The sequence below is a fragment of the Mycobacterium sp. NGS15 genome, assembly GCF_059813245.1.
In genome coordinates this window covers 126751-144911 of sequence record NZ_JCALEF010000001.1, presented here as the reverse complement: position 1 = coordinate 144911, position 18161 = coordinate 126751, and the positions used below count along the sequence as shown (strand labels likewise).

Here is an 18161-nt window from a genome sequence, read left to right as displayed (position 1 = left end):
TCGGCAGCCAGCCGCCGCATCTAACTTTCATATTTGAGACACATATGAAAGTTAGATGAAATCATAAATGAGAATATGAAGCCGAAACTGAGAACCTACACGGCTTTCGGCTACCGCGCCATGTTGGTGAAGCGCGAGAGGTGCAGCTGGTGAGCCACGGTGATCGTCGCCGTCGGGCCGTTACGGTGCTTACCGAGAATCAGGTCGGCCTCGCCACCGCGCGGATCATCCCGCTCGAAGGCATCGGGCCGATGAAGCAGGATCACCATGTCGGCGTCCTGTTCCAGCGAGCCCGATTCACGAAGGTCGGACACCTGTGGCCGCTTATCGGTGCGCTGCTCGGGACCACGGTTCAGCTGACTGATCGCAATAACCGGCACCTCAAGCTCCTTGGCCAACAGCTTCAGATTTCGGGAGAACTCCGAAACTTCCTGCTGACGGGATTCATGCTTCTTACCGGAGGTCATCAGCTGCAGGTAGTCGACCACCACCAGCTTGAGCCCGGCCTTTTGGTTGAGCCGACGCGCCTTGGCGCGTATCTCCATCATCGTCAGGTTCGGGGAGTCGTCGATGTACAGCGGCGCCTCGCTGATCTCGCTCATCCTCCGCGCCAGCCGCGTCCAGTCGTCATCGCTCATCCGGCCCGAACGCATATCGCCCAGTTTGATCTTCGCCTCGGCCGAGAGCAGTCGCATGACGATCTCGGTCTTGCTCATTTCCAGTGAGAAGATGACGCTGGGCAGCTGATGCTTGATGGAACACGACCGCATAAAATCGAGGCCAAGAGTCGAGTTGTGGGTCGGCACCATGGACCTGCTGGCCAGATACAGATGATCCCGATTGTCGACCTCGACGCACCGCACCGGCACGCTCGCGATCGGGCGCACGTCGACAACGAATCGCGAGCCAGAACGCGCAGTCCCCTTGCCTGCCCGACGTTCCTTGTGCAGCAATGCTTTACGCGGCAACGCGAACACCTCGTCCTCACACGCGAACGTGAGGGTATACGCGGTTGACGAAGCCTCGCTGCGCCCCCGCACCCGCTTGGTCGAGGTTTGGCAGCGATAGCCCAGACTCACAATCAACTCCGCGACATCCGCGGCTAGCCGTGCACTTGTGACCGCGAACTGAACCGACCCACCGGCAGTCACCGTGCCGTCGGTATCCAGCAGCCCGGCGAGCAGAGCTCGGCGCTGCGACTCGGAGGCGCGTAGGTAATCGATCGGGATGTGTTTGTCGCCCAACACCCCGACGGTCCGCAGGCGGGCCTGCAACGTACCGACGGAGCGGTGGCAGGTCTGGCAAAGGTGCCCGCCAGCGGATATGTGCCCGCACCGCACACATGTCGGCGCAGCAACGGGCTCCGAGACACATCGCGCGCGGCCACCGCACGACTGGCCGCATGTTCGTACCTGGCTGGTTTTTGGGATGAATGATTCACCGCAGACAACGCAGTCACGTTCCGCCATGTGAACATCCGGGAGCATCAGCTGATACCGGTACTTGGCCGTCAGGGAACGATGCGCCTCAATGCCTTCGGCTTCGATATGCATCACGATCTCTGGGTCAGCGCAAGTGATCTGAGCCGACGCGCTCGTCCCGTCGCCGAGCCAGGCGCCCAACGTGTAAGGGCCCACAAGAAGATCACGCGCGGGCAGTTGCACCGGTTTGGCGTTGACCACCGAATGGTTCAGACGCCTATCCGCCGTCGCGCAGCGCAAGGTCTCCGCGACCTCGCGTGTGGTGCGCACTTCTGCGAACGTCCGTTGATTCCGAGTCCTGTTGTATCCCGTCGCAGCCGCCTGCGCGGATTTGCGCGATGCACGTGTCTCGGTCAGCCATTGGTGTTGTTCGTCGGCCACGATCACCGTACCGTCGGAGAACTTCACCTCGTAGCAGGGGCGGTCGGCCATTACCTCGGTCGCGGCGACAACCCGGGTGGGCTTGCCCTCGGCGTCGAGCAGCTCATCACCGACCCGGATCTCACCCATGGTGGTCCATCCGGTCGGCGTCGGCAGCGGTGTATCGAGGGCCAACGCCTTACCGACACCAGGCCTCGCCGCCACGATGATCATCTGGCCCGGGTGCAGACCGTTGGTGATCTCGTCCAGATCGGTGAAGCCCGTCGGCACACCCTTGGACATACCGCCGGCCGACGCGATCGCATCGATCTCGTCCATCGTCGGCTGCAGCAGCTCTTCCAGGGGCACGTAGTCTTCCGACATCCGTCGGTCGGTGACGTCGTAGACCTCGGCCTGGGCGCGGTCCACCACCTCCGCCACATCGGCACCCTCGGCCCCGGCGTACCCGTACTGCACCACGCGGGTCCCGGCCTCCACGAGCCGGCGCAGCAGCGCCTTCTCGGCGACGATGCCCGCGTAGTACCCCGCGTTGGCGGCGGTCGGCACGGTGGAGATCAGCGTGTGCAGATACGGCGCCCCACCCACCCGGCGCAGCTGCCCGCGCCGGTCCAGCTCGGCGGCCACGGTCACCGCATCGGCGGGTTCTCCCCTGCCGTACAGATCGAGGACGGCCTCGTACACGCTTTGGTGGTTGGGCCGGTAGAAATCGTGCGGTCGCAGCTTCTCCAGTACATCGGCGATGGCGTCCTTGGACAGCAGCATCCCGCCGAGCACGGACTGCTCCGCAGCCACATCCTGCGGTGGTTGACGGCCGAACTCCTCCCCGGGAGGCGCAACTGGACCGGACTGGCCCAAATCGTCGACTATTGCCACGGCGCGCGGTCCTCCTACTCAACTCAGATCGAACGTATGTTCGCAGTCATGGTAACGACGGCGACTGACAATCCTCGTGGTCCCGGCGCGCCGCGGTAGACGTTAGATGTTGCTAGCGGCCCTGCCAAGTGCACCTGTGGATGAGCCTGGGCATGGGGTGTGGACTACTGCCCAACCCGGTGTTAGGGGGTTGGGGACAACCTGGGGATAGCTACCTACATTCCTGCACTTTTCCCAGTTGGCGGCCGGTCAACTAATTGACAGGACTGTGGATGGGAATCCGTCCGGCGTGTCGCATCAGGTTGCGTGCTCGGGCGTGTTCTGTTACCCCTCTCAACCCTCTAGGTTAACTAGAGGTAGCTTCGCTGGAGTGGCACACGCGTACAATACGTTCGCCAGCAGATACGGCAACGGCGCCGCGGAAACCCGCGACGCCGTTGACCCGGCAGTATTTCGGATCGATCAGCCTGCGGCGACTACATCCACAGTGACCTTGGTTGCCACACCGGCGTGCAGATGCACATCGAGCGCGTACGAACCAATCTGCTTGATGTGCGCCTTCGGCAGGGTGACGGTCCGCTTGTCCAGGTTCGGTCCACCGGCGGCCTTGATGGCACCCACCACGTCAGCGGCAGTCACCGAACCGAACAGCTTGCCCTCGCCGGCGGTCTTCACCGTCAGCTTCACAGCACCCAGGCCCTCGATCACCTGCTTGATCTCGTGAGCGTGCTCGACGCCACGGATCTCCTTGGCCTCACGGGCGCGACGGATGTCGGTGGCCTGGCGCTCCGCACCGCGAGTGGCGACAATCGCCAGTCCGCGGGGCAGCAGGTAGTTGCGTCCGTAACCGTCCTTGACCTCAACGGTGTCACCGGCAGTGCCGAGGTGCTCGACCTCGGTCGTCAGAATCAGCTTCATCAGATGTCCCTCCGGTCCTACCGCGTCGCCGAGCTGAACGGCAGCAGGGCCACCTCGCGAGCGTTCTTCACCGCGATCGCGATGTCACGCTGGTGCTGAACGCAGTTCCCCGTAACCCGGCGGGCACGAATCTTGCCGCGCTCACTGATGTAAGTGCGGAGCAGGTTGGTGTCCTTGTAATCGATGTTCAGCGCCTTCTTGGTGCAGAACGCGCACTTACGTGTCTTGACCGGCTTTTCCGGGGCAGGACGGCGCTTAGTCGTCTTGGCCATGGTGAATCTCTTTCTTTCTAGCTAGGTAAGTTGTATCGCCCAGATCAGAAGGGCGGTTCGTCGTCGGCCGCGGTGGAACCGGAGGCCGGGGCACTGCCCCACGGATCGTCGGCAGGCTCGTTGGAGCGGGGAGCCGCGCTGGCACCCCCACCGCCACCGAAACCTCCGCCGCCGCCACCACCACGCGAGGCCTTGTTGACCTTGGCAGTCGCGTACCGCAGAGACGGGCCGATCTCGTCGACCTCGACCTCCATGACGGTGCGCTTCTCGCCCTCGCGGGTTTCGAAGGAGCGCTGCTTGAGCCGGCCAGTGACGATGACACGGGACCCGCGGGTCAGGCTCTCGGCCACGTTTTCGGCGGCCTCACGCCAGATATTGCACCGCAGGAACAGCGCCTCTCCGTCCTTCCACTCCGAACTCTGTCGGTCGAAGATGCGGGGAGTCGAAGCCACAGTGAAGTTGGCGACGGCTGCCCCGGACGGTGTGAAACGCAGTTCTGGATCGGCGGTCAAATTTCCGATGACCGTGATCGTGGTGTCACCTGCCACGGTTCCTCCTCGTGTCTGTCAGCTGGCGTGGTTAACCGGCAGCCTACGGAAGTCGACTGACTTCCGTAGGACCTCTAGCGGGCTCCGGTACGCAGGACCTTGGTCCGTAGCACGGACTCGTTGAGGCCCAGCTGGCGGTCAAGCTCCGACACGGTGGCGGGCTCCGCGACCACGTCGATCACCGCGTAGATGCCCTCGGCATGCTTGGCGATCTCGTAGGCAAGACGGCGCTTGCCCCAGACCTCCACCTTCGAAACGGTTCCGCCGTCACCCCGGATAACGTTCAAGAACGTATCCAGCGATGGAGCTACGGTGCGCTCGTCAAGGGTTGGGTCGAGAATGACCATGATTTCGTACTGACGCATGAGAAACTCATCACCTCCTGTGGTCTAGTGCGGCCACGGCGTGTCCGTGGCAGGAGAGTCGCCTGCGTCGGCAACCGGCCAAGGCTACCGCACAGCCCCCTGACCGGCGAAATCGCCGACTGGAGCGGGCTACGTGCGGGCGATATGCGGCGTGGGTTTACGCGGCCGCAGCCAAGAGGGCAGCCATCCCGGCATGTCGTCGGCGGCACCGTCACACGGCCCACCGGCCGGATCGTCGGTGTTGTCGCCGTGGGTGCGTACCAAATCCTCGCTGGGGTGGTAGATCTGACGCAGCACCAGGGCGCACAGCCCGATCACCGCGATGTCGCGCACCAGCACCGTGCCGGTGAACCACTGCTCGGGCAGTCCCTTGTTCTCCATACCCAGCAGGTAGTACATCCGCGGAATCCACACGAGCGCATCGACGGTCATCCACGCCAACAGGATTCGGCGGTGCGGCAGGGCCACCACCGCCAGCGGCACCAGCCACAGTGAGAACTGTGGGCTCCACACCTTGTTGGTCAGCAGGAACACCGCCACCACCAGGAAGGCCAGCTGCGCCACGCGCGGACGCCGCGGAGCCGTTAGTGCCACATATCCGATGCCCAGGCAACAGATTCCGAACAGCACCGCTGATACCGCGTTGAGAATGACCGGCGGTTCCCAGAAGCCCAGCGGGCCGTCGAAGCCCTGCCACCCCGTGAAGGACTTGAAGACGTTGTACAGCGAGTCCATATCGTCGCCGCGACGCGTGTTGAGCCGGAAGAACTCCCCCCACCCGCGCGGGAAGAGCATCGCCACCGGTGCGTTCACCACGACCCAGCTGGCCAGTGCGGCGGCGGCGGTTTTCGAGAACTCGTGCATCTTGCCGCCCCGCAGGCTCACCAACAGCAGCGGGAACAACAGCAGCAACGGATAGAGCTTGGCGGACACGCCCAGCCCGATCAGCACACCAGCAAGCCATGGCTTCTTGCGCGCCCACGCCCATAGCGCCGTCATGCTGAAAGCCGTTGCGAGAGCATCAAAATTCGTGAAGATCTGGAAAATGACGATCGGGGACGCGGCGATCATCACCACATCCCATGGACGTGTCCGCGGGCTCAGACCCGCACTGGCCCATATGGTCACCAGCCAGGCCAGCGCCAATCCGAAGGCCACGATGTTGAAGAACATCACCACTTCGGCGACAATGGGCAGCCCCAACAGGTCGCTGGCCTGGGTATAGGTCTTGGCCAGGGCCATCGCGGTGTACTGGTACACCCCGGTAACCACCGGGTACTCCATGTACCGGACCGCCGGGGTGCCGTCGTACTGAATCTTCTGATGCCCGCCCGAATCGGTTTCCAGCCAGCTCGACTTGTACGGGAAGCGGCCTTGATTCAGCAGCTCTGCACCGTAGAGCGGCACGGTGTCCGAATAGCACAGTTGGTAATAGGCGCGGTTGTTATCCCAATTGGCCACGCGCTGAGCACCGTTGCCGGTTCCACTCTGCTGCAGACAGGGCGCCTTGCTGGTCCATCCCAGGATGAGGAAGCCCAGCGCAATGACGAACACCACTCGCAGCGGCGTCCAGAACGGTTGTCTGCCGACCAGCGCGTGCCGGCCCAGCGGCCCGCCGACCACCTCGGATAGCTCGGCACCCATCGCATCGGTGCGACTGGGAAAGTCACGATCGTCGGCGCTGCGCAGGTCATCGGCGAGCTTCTCGGGAGACACCGTCGCACGGGATTCGGCCGGCACCTGCCTACTGCCCCGGAGGTGGCGGTACGTCACCCGCCGGTGGTGGCGCCGGACCAACCGGAATCGTTGTCGGCGGCCCCACCGGAATGGTGATACCCGGCGCGATCTCGATGGTCGGCTGAATGACCGTCACCTCGCCACCGCCGCCCGGTGCGGGCGCTGGTGGACCGTTCGGTGATGGGGGCGGCGGTACGTAGACGGGCACACCGGCATAACCGCCGATGGCGCCCGGCTTGGGGAAGGTCTCCTTGTTGGTGCCGTCCAGCGCACCATCCATGGTCTTCTTCCAGATGTCCGAGGGCAGGCCGGAACCGTAAATCGGTCCGCCCCAACTGTTTTTGATCGGCTTGCCGTCGTCGGTTCCCACCCATACCGCCGTCGACAGCGACGGGGTGACACCAACCATCCAGGCGTCCTTGTTGTCCTTGGTGTCGCCCAACTGTGCGGTACCGGTCTTGGCGGCCGACTCTCGTCCCCCGGCCAATGCATGTCCGCGCGAGTAGCCCGCAATCGGTTTCATCGCCGAGATCGCGTTATTCGCCACGTCATCGGAGATGCGTTTCTCGCCGGTGTTGTCGGAGGAGCCTGCATCGAAAAGCACCTGACCGTCGGCGTTCACAACCTTCTGGATGAAGTGGGGCTTGCGGTAGGTCCCCGACGCCGCCAGGGTCGCGTACGCCGAAGCCATGTCGATCACCCTGGTCTGATACTGGCCCAGCACGACACCGTTGTTGGGCGGGCCGCCCTGACCATCCTCGGACAGGGTGTGTGAGACACCGGGAAAGTTCTCGGCAATACCGGCGGAGTGCGCGGCGGCCGCCACATCATCGGGCCCGTTCTTCAGCTTCAGCATGAGCCGGTAGAAGCTGGTATTCAGCGAACGCTTGAGCGCCTCAGCCACCGAACACGTTCCACACGAAGCATCTTCGCTGTTCTTAATGGTGATGCCCTGGTAGGTGAGCTCCGAGCTGTCCAGCTGGTAGCCCAGACCGATCCCCTGCTGCAGTGCAGCCACCAGCGCGAACACCTTGAAAGACGAGCCGGTCTGCAGACCCTGCTGCGCATAGTCCAGGCCCTGCGCATTCGATCCGCCGTAGTACGCCTTGACCGCACCCGTGCGCGGGTCGACGGAGACCACCGCCGTCCGCAGGTCGGGGTTCTCGCCCTGCAGGGTGCTGTTGACTGCGCTCTCGGCGGCCTGCTGTGCCTTGGTGTCGACGGTCGTGGTGATCTGCAGGCCCTCGGTGTTCAACGTCTGCTCGTCGATATTGAACAGGTCGGTGAGCTCCGCCATCACCTGGCGTTTGATGAGGCCGTTCGGGCCCGTAGTCGCGTTCTGCGCGGCGGCCTGCTCGGGCGGCACCGTTGCCGGGTACACCTGCCCGGCGCGATCCTCCGCGGACAGCGCGCCAATCGTGACCATGCCGTCGAGCACCCAATTCCACCGGTTCGTCGACTCGGGTAGGTCCACCGCGGGGTCCAGCCGCGACGGCCGCTGGATCAGTGCGGCCAGCAATGCGCCCTCGGACACGGTCAGCTGTTCGACCGGCTTGTCGAAGTAGGCCTTTGATGCCGCCGAGATGCCGTACGCGCCGCGCCCGAAATAGATGATGTTGAGGTACGACTCCAGCACCTGATCCTTGGACCAGGACTGGGACATCTTGGTGGAGATGACGATCTCTTTGGCCTTACGGGTGAGACCGCCGAGGCCGGCGCGCTGCGAACCCACCATCGCGTTCTTCACGTACTGCTGGGTGATCGTGGAACCGCCCTGAGTATCGCCGCCGAACATGTTGTTCTTCACCGCGCGCAGCAGTCCCGAGAAGGAGAAGCCCGGGTTGCCGTAGAAATCGCGGTCTTCGGCGGCCATCACGGCCGCACGCACATGCTGGGGCACCTGGTCGATCTTGATATCGACCCGGTTTCCTTCCGGCGGAACAACTTTAGCGAGCTCGGTGGTGCCGTCGCTGGCCAAAATGGTGGACACCTGGCTGGTGCGGATGTCACCCGGCTTCGGGATGTCGACCACCGAATACGCCAGCGCGAACGTCGCCAGCGGAATGACGATCGCCAGCAGAACCAGCGCGATCATCACACGGCGGAATATTTTCCAGCCGTTGCTCTTTCGCTTACGGCGTCGCTGCGGGGGACGCGGCGGACCACCAGGCCCACTCGCCCGGGGTGGGAGTTCCTGCCCCATGCCCTCGTCGTCGTCACGTTCCAGCGCCGCGCGCGCCGCGGCCACAGCGTCCTCATCGCGCCGGTACAGCGGCAGATCCTCGACGGGGTCCAGGATCGACGTCGGGCGATCGTCCATGCTGGGGGTGCGCGGTGAATCCGAGCCGCCGCTGGGAGCTACCGGACTCTGCCCGCCAACCACGCCGCCCTCACCTTGTGGCCTATTCACTGGCCGTCCGGGCACGAGTTGTCCGCTGACGTGGGGTGGTCCCCTTCGGCGCCGGGAGGGCGCCCATGACATACGACTTCACCAAATGATTCCAACTGCAGGTCCGGCATACCTCGACAACGTGCACGGCGAACTCCGGGTACCGAGTGGCTAGCATCACGAGTTCCTCGGCCGAACGGGCCGAGCCGGATACCGCTCCCAAGTGCTCGCCGAAAACCCACGACACCAGCGTCAGTTGCTCCTTGCGGCAGATCGGGCACATCACGGCACTCGATTTGCCGTGAAACTTAGCCGCGCGGAGCAGGTACGGGTTCGCGTCGCAGACTTCAGCCACGCCGGTACGCCCGGAATAGACCTCGGCCAGCAGGGATCGCCGCTTGAGCGCGTAATCCACCACCTGTCTCTGCAATCGCACGGTAACCAGAGTACGTCCGATTACGCGCAGGCAGACCCCGGCCCACGCAGACAGCATGTCCTTTGCGAAGCCGAACTCTGTCCGCGTTCCACTCGTTACGATTGACCCGTTGTCAGGAAGAGGGGGCAAGGTGACATTTCCTCGGCTATTACCGGCGCTGGCCGGCTTTGCGGTTATCGCCGCGATCACATCCGGGTGCGGGAAGTCCGCCGACACCTCATCGACGCAAGCAGCCACCTCAACGGCCACGTCCACGACGCGGCCGGCCCCGGTCGACGGTCCGGCGACGACCGCCTCCGCGCCGGCTGGGGTGAAGGGCACCGGCAAGGTCGTCGGCTCCGCGGTCCTGAAGGTGATCGGCACCGGAACGGCGACCGTGACGTGGAAGGAAAACGGCGGTCCAGCCCACGTCGAGAAGGATGTCTCGCTGCCCTGGGAGCACACCATCGACGTTGTCGAGGAGGCGAACTCCGAGGTCCGGTCCACCGGCGCCGGCGCTACGGGCTGCACGATCACGATGGGCGACATGCTGGTGTCGTTCAAGAGCGAGCCGAACCCGGTCTGCGAGTTCGCGTACTGGGGCTGACCCGGCGATCGCGCGACCGCTCTACGATTCCTCGCATGGCGACCCGTGCCAAGGACTCTGACCGAGACGTCACGTGCAAGGCACTCGATGCCGCCTTTGGCGACGGCCAGATCTCCTCGGAAGAACACCGTCAGCGGATCGCCGTGGCCACCAGTGCTCAGACTCTCGGCGAGCTCAACGGCGTGGTCTCCGACCTGCAGATCGCCGCCTTTCCGGCCCACGTATCCACACCGCAGCCGCAGCGGCGACGCTGGCCGGCGATCGTTGTCACCGCTGTCGTGGCTGCCACCGTCGGAGCCGGGGTCGGGGGCTACGCGACGCGCCCGGTGCCACCGGATCCGGGTGCGTCCGCCGACGGCGTCGCTCCGGTGGTGATCGCGCCGACCAAGCTGTTCTCGATCCCCGGCCTATCGGGCCTGCTGGACCAGATGCGCGCCAAGTTCGGCGACACCGTCGGCATCGAACTGACCGTCCGCGCGAACAACGCGTCGCTGGTCCGCATCGAACCCGCAGATCCGGAGCTGCCCATCACCTACCCGTATCAGGGCGGGTTCCGCGACGGCGGTGCGATGCCCGGCACCTGGCGCAATGTTCGAATCGGGGATCTGAGCCGGTTCGACCCGACGAAGATCGTCGGGGTCCTGCGCGGCGCTCCCGAGACCCTGAATGTGCCCGCCGCGGGCGACGGCGGGACCGTCATGGTGATCAAACCCAACGACGAGGGCGTCGACATCACCATCACCGTCTCCGAGAAGGACCGCACCGGACGGATGGTCGTCGCGGGTAACGGTGAACCCAAAGAGGTTGCGCCCGCTCCCTGACCACCAAGATCGCGCCCGCTCTACGATTCCAGCCATGGCGACACCCCTCCGGGCCAAGGACAGCGACCGCAACGACACCTGCAAGCTCCTCGACGAGGCCTTGAGCGACGGGCAGTTGTCCATGGAAGAGCACCGGGAGCGGGTTGCATCCGCCACCACCGCCCCCACGCTGGCGCAGCTGAGCGCGCTGGTCTCAGACCTGCAGAACTCCAAAGAGTCCGCGAGCATGCCCGTTCTCAAGCGGCCTGGGCAGCCCCGGTGGCGGCGGTGGTACGCCCCCGCCGGTGTGTCCGCCGCGCTGGTTCTCGTGGGCGTGCTCGTCGGGTGGGGCGCGTATGGGAACACCAGCTCCCCGTTGGACTTCACCAAGGACCCCGGCGCCAAACCGGATGGGGTGGCACCCATCGTGCTGACCCCGCCACGTCAGCTGATGTCACTGGGCGGTTTGACGGGGCTGCTGGATCAGATGCGCCAAAAGTTCGGCGACACCACCGGGTACGAACTGAACATCTACGGGGACTATGCCCTGCTCACCCGGCCGGATCCGCGTGAACCGCGCCGCACGCTGCGGTACCGCTACGACGGCGGGTGGGACCACCCCGATGACGACAGTGGGTCGCATGCCGATCACGTGGTGGATCTCGGCAAGTTCGACGTCAAGACCATCATCGGGATCCTGCGCGGCGCACCCGAGACCCTGGGCATCAAGGCGAGCGAGGTGAAGAACACCTATCTCTTCATCAAGCCCAGCGAGGACAAAACCGGGCCGCCGGACACCGTACAGATCGACATCTCGGTGAGCGGTGAATTCCAGAACGGATCGATATACGTCAATCCCGATGGCAGTCCCATTCGGACCGTGTATCCATCCGAGAGGTAAAACCCTCCCCCGTGTGGCGCCCGCATATATCGCGGCGATACTATGTCCCGATCGGTGCACAAGAGATGCTCCGGCGTCATACACGGTGTTGGGAGGTGACCTCATGTTGGAACTGGCCATCCTCGGCTTGCTGCTTGAGTCACCCATGCACGGCTACGAGCTGCGCAAGCGCCTGACAGGCCTACTGGGCGCCTTTCGGGCTTTCTCCTACGGCTCGCTGTATCCGGCTCTGCGCCGCATGCAGGCCGATGGGCTCATCGAAGAGGACTCCGCCCCTGCGGGCACCACGGTGCTGCTTCGCGGCAAGCGGGTCTATCAGATGACGGCCGCCGGCCGCGCTCGCTTCAGCGAGCTGGTGGCGGACACCGGTCCACAGAACTACACCGACGACGGCTTCGGTGTGCACCTGGCATTCTTCAACCGCACCCCGGCCGAGGCCCGGATGCGAATCCTCGAAGGCCGCCGCCGCCAGGTAGAGGAACGCCGGGAAGGCCTGCGCGAGGCCGTCACCCGGGCCAGCAGTTCGTTCGACCGTTACACGAAGCAGTTGCACCAGCTTGGCCTGGAATCCAGTGAACGAGAAGTGAAGTGGCTCAACGACTTGATCGCCGCCGAGCGCACCGCGCAGGCACGGGTCGAGGAGCGTTAAGTATGTCCATCGGTAAAGGAGAACCGTCCATGTCCAACAACACATCTGAGGTGCGGGTAGCCATCGTCGGCGTCGGCAACTGCGCGTCCTCGCTGGTCCAGGGTGTGCAGTATTACCAGGACGCGGACGAGAACTCCAATGTTCCGGGTCTGATGCACGTCAAGTTCGGCCAGTACCACGTGCGCGACGTGAAATTCGTCGCCGCCTTTGACGTGGACGCCAAGAAGGTCGGCTTCGATCTGTCCGAGGCCATCGCCGCTTCCGAGAACAACACCATCAAGATCGCCGACGTACCCCCGACCAACGTCCTGGTGCAGCGCGGCCCGACCCTGGACGGCATCGGCAAGTACTACGCCGAGACCATCGAGATTTCCGACGCCGAGCCCGTCGACGTCGTGAAGACGTTGAAGGACAACAACGTCGACGTCCTGGTCTCCTACCTGCCGGTCGGTTCTGAAGAGGCCGACAAGTTCTATGCGCAGTGCGCCATCGACGCGAAGGTGGCGTTCGTCAACGCACTACCGGTATTCATCGCCTCGGACCCGGTGTGGGCCAAGAAGTTCGAGGACGCCGGCGTGCCGATCGTGGGCGACGACATCAAGAGCCAGGTGGGTGCAACCATCACCCACCGCGTGATGGCCAAGCTGTTCGAGGACCGCGGTGTCACCCTGGACCGCACCTACCAGCTGAACGTCGGCGGCAACATGGACTTCAAGAACATGCTCGAGCGTGAGCGTCTGGAGTCCAAGAAGGTCTCCAAGACTCAAGCCGTCACCTCGAACCTGAACGGCTCGCTGGCCGACAAGGTGTACGACAAGAACGTGCACATCGGCCCGTCCGACTATGTCGCATGGCTCGACGACCGCAAGTGGGCCTACGTCCGCTTGGAAGGCCGCGCGTTCGGTGACGTGCCACTGAACCTCGAATACAAGCTCGAGGTCTGGGACTCCCCCAACTCGGCCGGCATCATCATCGACGCGGTGCGTGCGGCGAAGATCGCGCTCGACCGTGGACTCGGCGGCCCCATCCTTCCGGCCTCGGCCTACCTGATGAAGAGCCCGCCGAAGCAGCTCGCCGACGATGTCGCGCGTGTTCAGCTGGAGCAGTTCATCGAGGGCTAGCGCTCACGTACTTCTCAACACAGAGGGCGTACCCACGGGGTATGCCCTCTGTGTTTATTTGCTGGCGCGCAGTCGATTCGCGAGGGCGGCGAGCCTGTCGAGCTCGGTCAAGGTTTCTGCCTCGTTCAGCGGATCAAGGTGAAACAACACCCGGTCCACGCCGGCGTCCAGATATTCGGCGGCAACACGCTCGTCCGCGGCCGTGCCGCTCACACTGACCGGCAGGTCCGCGCGCCCCTGCTCGGCGAACCGGCAGCGCGCCTCACGCACATCTGCGGGCGTCGACGTCTCCGCGTACGGCAACCAGCCATCACCCAGCCGCACCGCGCGCCGTTGTGCCGCCCGGCTCGGGCCACCCACGTAAATCGGGATGGGTGATTCCGGGCGCGGATTCGCCGCGACAGGCCCGAAATCGACATGCTCTCCGTGGAATTCGGCCACCTCATCGGCCCACAGCAGTTTCAGGACGGCCAACTGCTCGTCGAGTTTCGCGCCGCGCACCGTGGGGTCGGCGCCGTGGTTATGCAGCTCGCCCAGATTCCATCCGACACCGACTCCGAGTACCGCACGGCCACCCGACAATGTGGCCAGGGTCGCCCATGCCTTGGCGGTATGCAGCACATCGCGCTGAGGTAGCAATGCGACCCCCGAACCCACCACAAGCCGCTCGCTGGCCGCGGCCGCGTAGGTCAGCACCACGGGAAGGTCCCGGATCAGCGGAAGCCGGGCACGAAACTCCGCATCGATCTGATCGGGTGTGTCGACCGGGAAGTACGAATGGTCATCGAACAACAGCCAATCGAATCCGCGTTCCTCGACGGCGCGTGCCAGTACATCCGGGGTCACGTATCCGTCGGCCGATGAGGTGGAGATACCGAAGTGGCTCACGACCTCCAGGAACCTCCCGCAGGCCCCCGAAATTCCTGGCAACGCGCTGCACGATCTGGTTACGGGGTGCAACATCGACCTACCCGGCTGAAGGAGACACCCATGGCGACCACGGAATCGTCCAGCGAAGGCGGTCTGCAGCACTCGCTGCAGAAGCGCCACCTGACGATGATCGCGATCGGCGGTGTGATCGGCGCCGGCCTGTTCGTCGGGTCCGGTGCGACCATCAAGGCGGCCGGACCGGCCGCCTTCCTGACCTATGCCATCACCGGCGTGCTCATCGTGCTGGTGATGCGCATGCTCGGCGAGATGGCAGTGGCGAATCCGTCGACCGGCTCCTTCGCCGACTACAGCCGCCGCGCACTCGGCGATTGGGCGGGATTCTCTGTCGGCTGGCTCTACTGGTACTTCTGGGTGATCGTCGTCGGATTCGAGGCGGTGGCCGGTGGCAAGATCGTCCAAGATTGGTGGCCGCGCACTCCCTTGTGGCTCATCGCGCTTGTCCTCATGGTGGCCATGACCGCCACCAACCTCTTCTCGGTGCGCTCCTACGGTGAGTTCGAGTACTGGTTCGCGAGCGTGAAAGTCCTTGCCATCATCGCTTTTCTGGTCCTGGGCACGCTGTTCGTCCTGGGCTGGTGGCCGGACAAACAGATGGACTTCTCCAACCTCACCAAGGGCGGATTCGCACCGAATGGCGCCGGTGCGATCTTCTCCGCCATCGTGGTCGTGGTGTTCTCCATGGTCGGCCCGGAAATAGCCACCATCGCGGCCGCCGAATCCAAGGACCCCGCGCGCGCCATCAGCAGAGCCACCAACTCGGTCATCTACCGGATTGGGCTCTTCTTCGTGGGGTCCATCTTTCTTATCGCGGTGATCGTGCCCTGGGATAGCCCCACCCTGGGCACCTCGCCCTTCGTCACCGCATTCAAGACCATGGGAATTCCGCACGCCGACAACATCATGCGGATAGTGGTGCTGACCGCCGTACTGTCCTGTCTCAACTCCGCGATGTACACCGCCTCCCGCATGCTGTTTGTGTTGGCAGGGCGGGGCGAGGCGCCACGCAGCTGGCTACGCGTCAACTCCCGTGGTGTTCCCGTGCACGCCATCCTGGCGTCCTCGTTCATCGGATTCGTCTGCGTAGTCCTGGCATACGTCGCCGAGGACACCGTCTTTCTGTTCTTGCTCAATTCCTCCGGCGCGGTAATCCTCTTTGTGTACTTCATGATTGCGGTATCGCAGCTGGTGCTCAGGCCCCGCACACCCCCGGAGAAGCTGATCGTCAAGATGTGGGGCTATCCGGTCTTGACGATTCTCACTGCCGGTGCCATCGTGGCGATTCTGGTTGCCATGGGCTTTCAGGACGGCACCCGCTCGCAGCTGTGGGCCAGCCTGCTGTCCTGGGCGGTAATCCTGATCGCCTTCGTGGTCCTGCGGCTGACCCGGCGACGCGACCCGTTACCCGAGGAACCGGTCACCCGGTAATTGCCACCGCTCGCCCGAACAGTTGCAGGGTCAGACCATGGAGGTAATCACCCACCGCCACAGGCGCTTTCCCGGCGAACGCACGGGCATGCGTACCCTCCAGGATGATGCCCAGCTTGAAGCAGGCCAGTACCGTGTACCAGTCCATCGCACTCAGATCACGATCCGTGCGTTCGGCGTAGTGAGCCACGAGCTCCCCGGGCGTGGGCAGGTTTCCGGCCTGTACGAGCGCTCCACCCAGTGACGCATCGTCGGCCTCCGACGGCCAGGTCGCCAGCAGCCACCCCAAATCCAGCAGCGGGTCGCCGATGGTCGACATCTCCCAGTCCACGATCGCCGCCAACTGCGCGCCATCGTGACGGAACATCATGTTGGCCAGGTGGAAATCGCCGTGCATGATTCCCGGCTTCCACTGCGACGGCCGATGCTGCTCAAGCCAATCCGCGACGGACTGCAGGCCCGGGATATCCGGGCCTGGATATCCCTCATGCTTGGCATACGAGTCGAGCTCCTTGAGCCAGCGCGGCACCTGGCGCTCCAGGAAGCCGTCGGGACTGCCGTAGCCGTCCAGTCCCAGCGTCTGGTAGTCCAGTGCGCCCAGCGCAGCAATACCGCTGACCGCCTCCAATCCCATCTGATGCCGGACATCCGCACTGCTGGCATGCAACTCCGGCAGGGTAACCGAGGCATTGAATCCGTCGACCGGCTCCATCAGGTAGAACACCGCGCCACCCAGCACCGTCTCGTCGACGCAGGCCGCGATGAGTTCCGGCGCTGGAACTCCTTGCCCACGTAATGCTCCCAGCAATCGCGCCTCGCGGCGGATCACATTGTTGCTGGCCTCACGCAGGTGCTTCGGCGGCCGCCGCAACACGTACTCGCGGCCGCCCCGGGTGAACCGCACCATGATGTTCTGAGTGCCTCCCGTGATCGCGGAGATATCCGCAACCTCACCCACGGGGAGCCCTTGCTCGTCCATCCAGCGCGAAACAATGTCGAAATCAACGCTTTTCGGATCTACATGCTGCGGCGCGGCCATTACAGATTGCCCACCCGGTGTTCCAGCCGGGCCGCCACATGCGCCCGCGCCTTCTCGGTCAGCGCCGGGATGTGGCTCGGCGGGAACAACCCCTCGTACGGGGTGTAGTCCTTGAGTACCTCCTTGGCGATGGTCACCTTGTGCACCTCGGTCGGGCCGTCGACCAGACCCATCACCTCCGAGTACAGGAACATCTTGGCCAGCGGCATCTCCTCGGACACCCCGAGCGAGCCGTGCAGATGCAGCGCGCGCTGAGCTACATCGTGCATGACCTTCGGCATGGCGGCCTTGATGGCCGCGATGTCCTTGCGCACCCTGAGGTAGTCCTGATGCTTGTCGATCAGCCAGGCGGTACGGAGCACCAATAGACGGAACGACTCCATCTCGATCCAGCTGTCGGCGATGCGCTCCTGCGTCATCTGCAGTTTGGCGATGGTGCCGCCACGCGCTTCCCGGCTGATGACACGCTCACACATCATGTCGAATGCCTTGCGCACCTGGGCCACCGTGCGCATGGCGTGGTGCACGCGACCGCCCCCGAGACGGGTCTGCGCGATCACGAACGCGGCGCCCTCGGCACCCAGCATGTTCTCGGCGGGAATCCGGGCGTTGGTGAAGCGGGTATATGCCTCGTCCTCGCTGAACCCGTGCACGGTGATATTTCTGACGATCTCGACTCCGGGGGCGTTCGGGTCGACGATGAACATGGACATCCCCTGGTACGGACTGACGTCCGGGTTGGTGACGGCCATGACGATCCAGAAGGCGGCGTGCCGCGCTTCGGAGTTGAACCACTTCTCCCCGTTGAGGATCCACTCGTCGCCGTCGCGCACTGCGGTGGTCTTGAACAACGTCGGATCGGATCCGCCCTGCGGTTCGGTCATGACGTAACAGGAGCCGATGTCACCGTCCATCAGCGGCTGCAGATAGGTGGCCTTCTGAGCTTCCGTCCCGTAGTGCGCGAGGATCTCGGCATTGCCGGTGTCGGGTGCCTGACATCCGAATATCGAAGGCCCCCAGACCGACCTGCCCAGGATCTCGTTGAGAAGCGCCAGCTTGAGCTGCCCGAAGCCCGGACCGCCCAGTTCGGGTCCGAGGTGGCAGGCCCACAGGCCGCGCCGCTTGACCTCTTCCTTGAGTGGACGTACGTAGTCCATGGCCTCTTTGTCGGACTTATCGTACGGATTGGGGAACACGTAATCGAGCGGTTCGACCTCGGTGCGGACGAACTCCTCGGCCCAGTCCAGCAGCTCCTGGTACTCCGGGTCGGTTTCGAAATCCCATGCCAT

General features: G+C 64.2%; 17 protein-coding genes. 6 read left to right on the top strand and 11 right to left on the bottom strand.

The genetic code is table 11. The features are described 5' to 3' along the window. Window positions 1-110: 110 nt before the first annotated feature. From dnaB to AC5Y5C_RS00705, 8 genes are all read right to left on the bottom strand, one after another. Window positions 111-2735 (bottom strand): replicative DNA helicase, encoded by a 2625-nt coding sequence (gene dnaB, locus AC5Y5C_RS00740; protein ID WP_499968112.1) that lies wholly within the window; start codon window positions 2733-2735, stop codon window positions 111-113. A 462-nt stretch (window positions 2736-3197) separates the two neighbouring features. Beyond that, complete coding sequence (rplI, locus tag AC5Y5C_RS00735) at window positions 3198-3653, bottom strand: 50S ribosomal protein L9 (protein ID WP_499968110.1); 456 nt, start codon at window positions 3651-3653, stop codon at window positions 3198-3200. A 17-nt stretch (window positions 3654-3670) separates the two neighbouring features. After that, window positions 3671-3925 (bottom strand): 30S ribosomal protein S18, encoded by a 255-nt coding sequence (gene rpsR / locus AC5Y5C_RS00730; RefSeq protein ID WP_005064619.1) that lies wholly within the window; start codon window positions 3923-3925, stop codon window positions 3671-3673. Between the two features lie 44 nt (window positions 3926-3969). Next, on the bottom strand, window positions 3970-4473 hold the full coding sequence (locus AC5Y5C_RS00725; protein WP_499968106.1) for a single-stranded DNA-binding protein: 504 nt from the start codon (window positions 4471-4473) through the stop codon (window positions 3970-3972). Between the two features lie 74 nt (window positions 4474-4547). Further along, entirely contained in the window at window positions 4548-4838 is a 291-nt protein-coding gene (gene rpsF, locus AC5Y5C_RS00720; protein WP_030097640.1) for a 30S ribosomal protein S6, read from the bottom strand. 129 nt (window positions 4839-4967) lie between these two features. After that, on the bottom strand, window positions 4968-6554 hold the full coding sequence (locus AC5Y5C_RS00715; protein ID WP_499969257.1) for a glycosyltransferase family 87 protein: 1587 nt from the start codon (window positions 6552-6554) through the stop codon (window positions 4968-4970). Window positions 6555-6582: 28 nt separating this feature from the next. Continuing rightward, entirely contained in the window at window positions 6583-8895 is a 2313-nt protein-coding gene (locus AC5Y5C_RS00710) for a transglycosylase domain-containing protein (protein ID WP_499969255.1), read from the bottom strand. An 82-nt stretch (window positions 8896-8977) separates the two neighbouring features. Next, window positions 8978-9400: a DUF5318 family protein gene (locus tag AC5Y5C_RS00705; protein WP_499968104.1), complete on the bottom strand. Its 423-nt coding sequence runs from the start codon at window positions 9398-9400 to the stop codon at window positions 8978-8980. A 130-nt stretch (window positions 9401-9530) separates the two neighbouring features. Between AC5Y5C_RS00705 and AC5Y5C_RS00700 the strand changes: the two genes are divergently transcribed. The 5 genes from AC5Y5C_RS00700 (at window position 9531) to AC5Y5C_RS00680 (ending at window position 13457) form a co-directional block, all read left to right on the top strand. After that, window positions 9531-9986, top strand: coding sequence for a hypothetical protein (locus AC5Y5C_RS00700; protein WP_499968102.1), 456 nt, complete (start codon window positions 9531-9533; stop codon window positions 9984-9986). A gap of 35 nt (window positions 9987-10021) precedes the next feature. After that, window positions 10022-10807 carry a DUF1707 SHOCT-like domain-containing protein gene (locus tag AC5Y5C_RS00695; RefSeq protein WP_499968100.1) on the top strand — a complete coding sequence of 262 codons (786 nt, stop codon included), beginning with the start codon at window positions 10022-10024 and terminating at the stop codon, window positions 10805-10807. A 34-nt stretch (window positions 10808-10841) separates the two neighbouring features. Further along, window positions 10842-11687, top strand: coding sequence for a DUF1707 SHOCT-like domain-containing protein (locus tag AC5Y5C_RS00690; RefSeq protein ID WP_499968098.1), 846 nt, complete (start codon window positions 10842-10844; stop codon window positions 11685-11687). A 103-nt stretch (window positions 11688-11790) separates the two neighbouring features. Then, window positions 11791-12336, top strand: a complete 546-nt coding sequence (locus tag AC5Y5C_RS00685; protein WP_078328780.1) for a PadR family transcriptional regulator — start codon at window positions 11791-11793, stop codon at window positions 12334-12336. A gap of 29 nt (window positions 12337-12365) precedes the next feature. Then, window positions 12366-13457 (top strand): inositol-3-phosphate synthase, encoded by a 1092-nt coding sequence (locus tag AC5Y5C_RS00680; protein WP_078289988.1) that lies wholly within the window; start codon window positions 12366-12368, stop codon window positions 13455-13457. Between the two features lie 54 nt (window positions 13458-13511). On the opposite strand, the gene AC5Y5C_RS00675 is transcribed toward AC5Y5C_RS00680, so the two are convergent. Continuing rightward, on the bottom strand, window positions 13512-14345 hold the full coding sequence (locus tag AC5Y5C_RS00675) for an LLM class F420-dependent oxidoreductase (protein WP_499968095.1): 834 nt from the start codon (window positions 14343-14345) through the stop codon (window positions 13512-13514). 102 nt (window positions 14346-14447) lie between these two features. Between AC5Y5C_RS00675 and AC5Y5C_RS00670 the strand changes: the two genes are divergently transcribed. Beyond that, complete coding sequence (locus tag AC5Y5C_RS00670) at window positions 14448-15833, top strand: amino acid permease (RefSeq protein WP_499968093.1); 1386 nt, start codon at window positions 14448-14450, stop codon at window positions 15831-15833. Here the strand turns inward: AC5Y5C_RS00670 and AC5Y5C_RS00665 are convergent. Both AC5Y5C_RS00665 and AC5Y5C_RS00660 read right to left on the bottom strand, forming a co-directional pair. Further along, window positions 15823-16872 (bottom strand): phosphotransferase family protein, encoded by a 1050-nt coding sequence (locus AC5Y5C_RS00665; RefSeq protein ID WP_499968091.1) that lies wholly within the window; start codon window positions 16870-16872, stop codon window positions 15823-15825. The two genes, AC5Y5C_RS00670 and AC5Y5C_RS00665, sit on opposite strands and share 11 nt — an antisense overlap. Next, the gene (locus AC5Y5C_RS00660) at window positions 16872-18161 is read right to left on the bottom strand and encodes an acyl-CoA dehydrogenase family protein (RefSeq protein WP_078362405.1); all 1290 of its coding nucleotides are present in this window, start codon (window positions 18159-18161) and stop codon (window positions 16872-16874) included. Before AC5Y5C_RS00660 ends, AC5Y5C_RS00665 begins: the two co-directional genes overlap by 1 nt.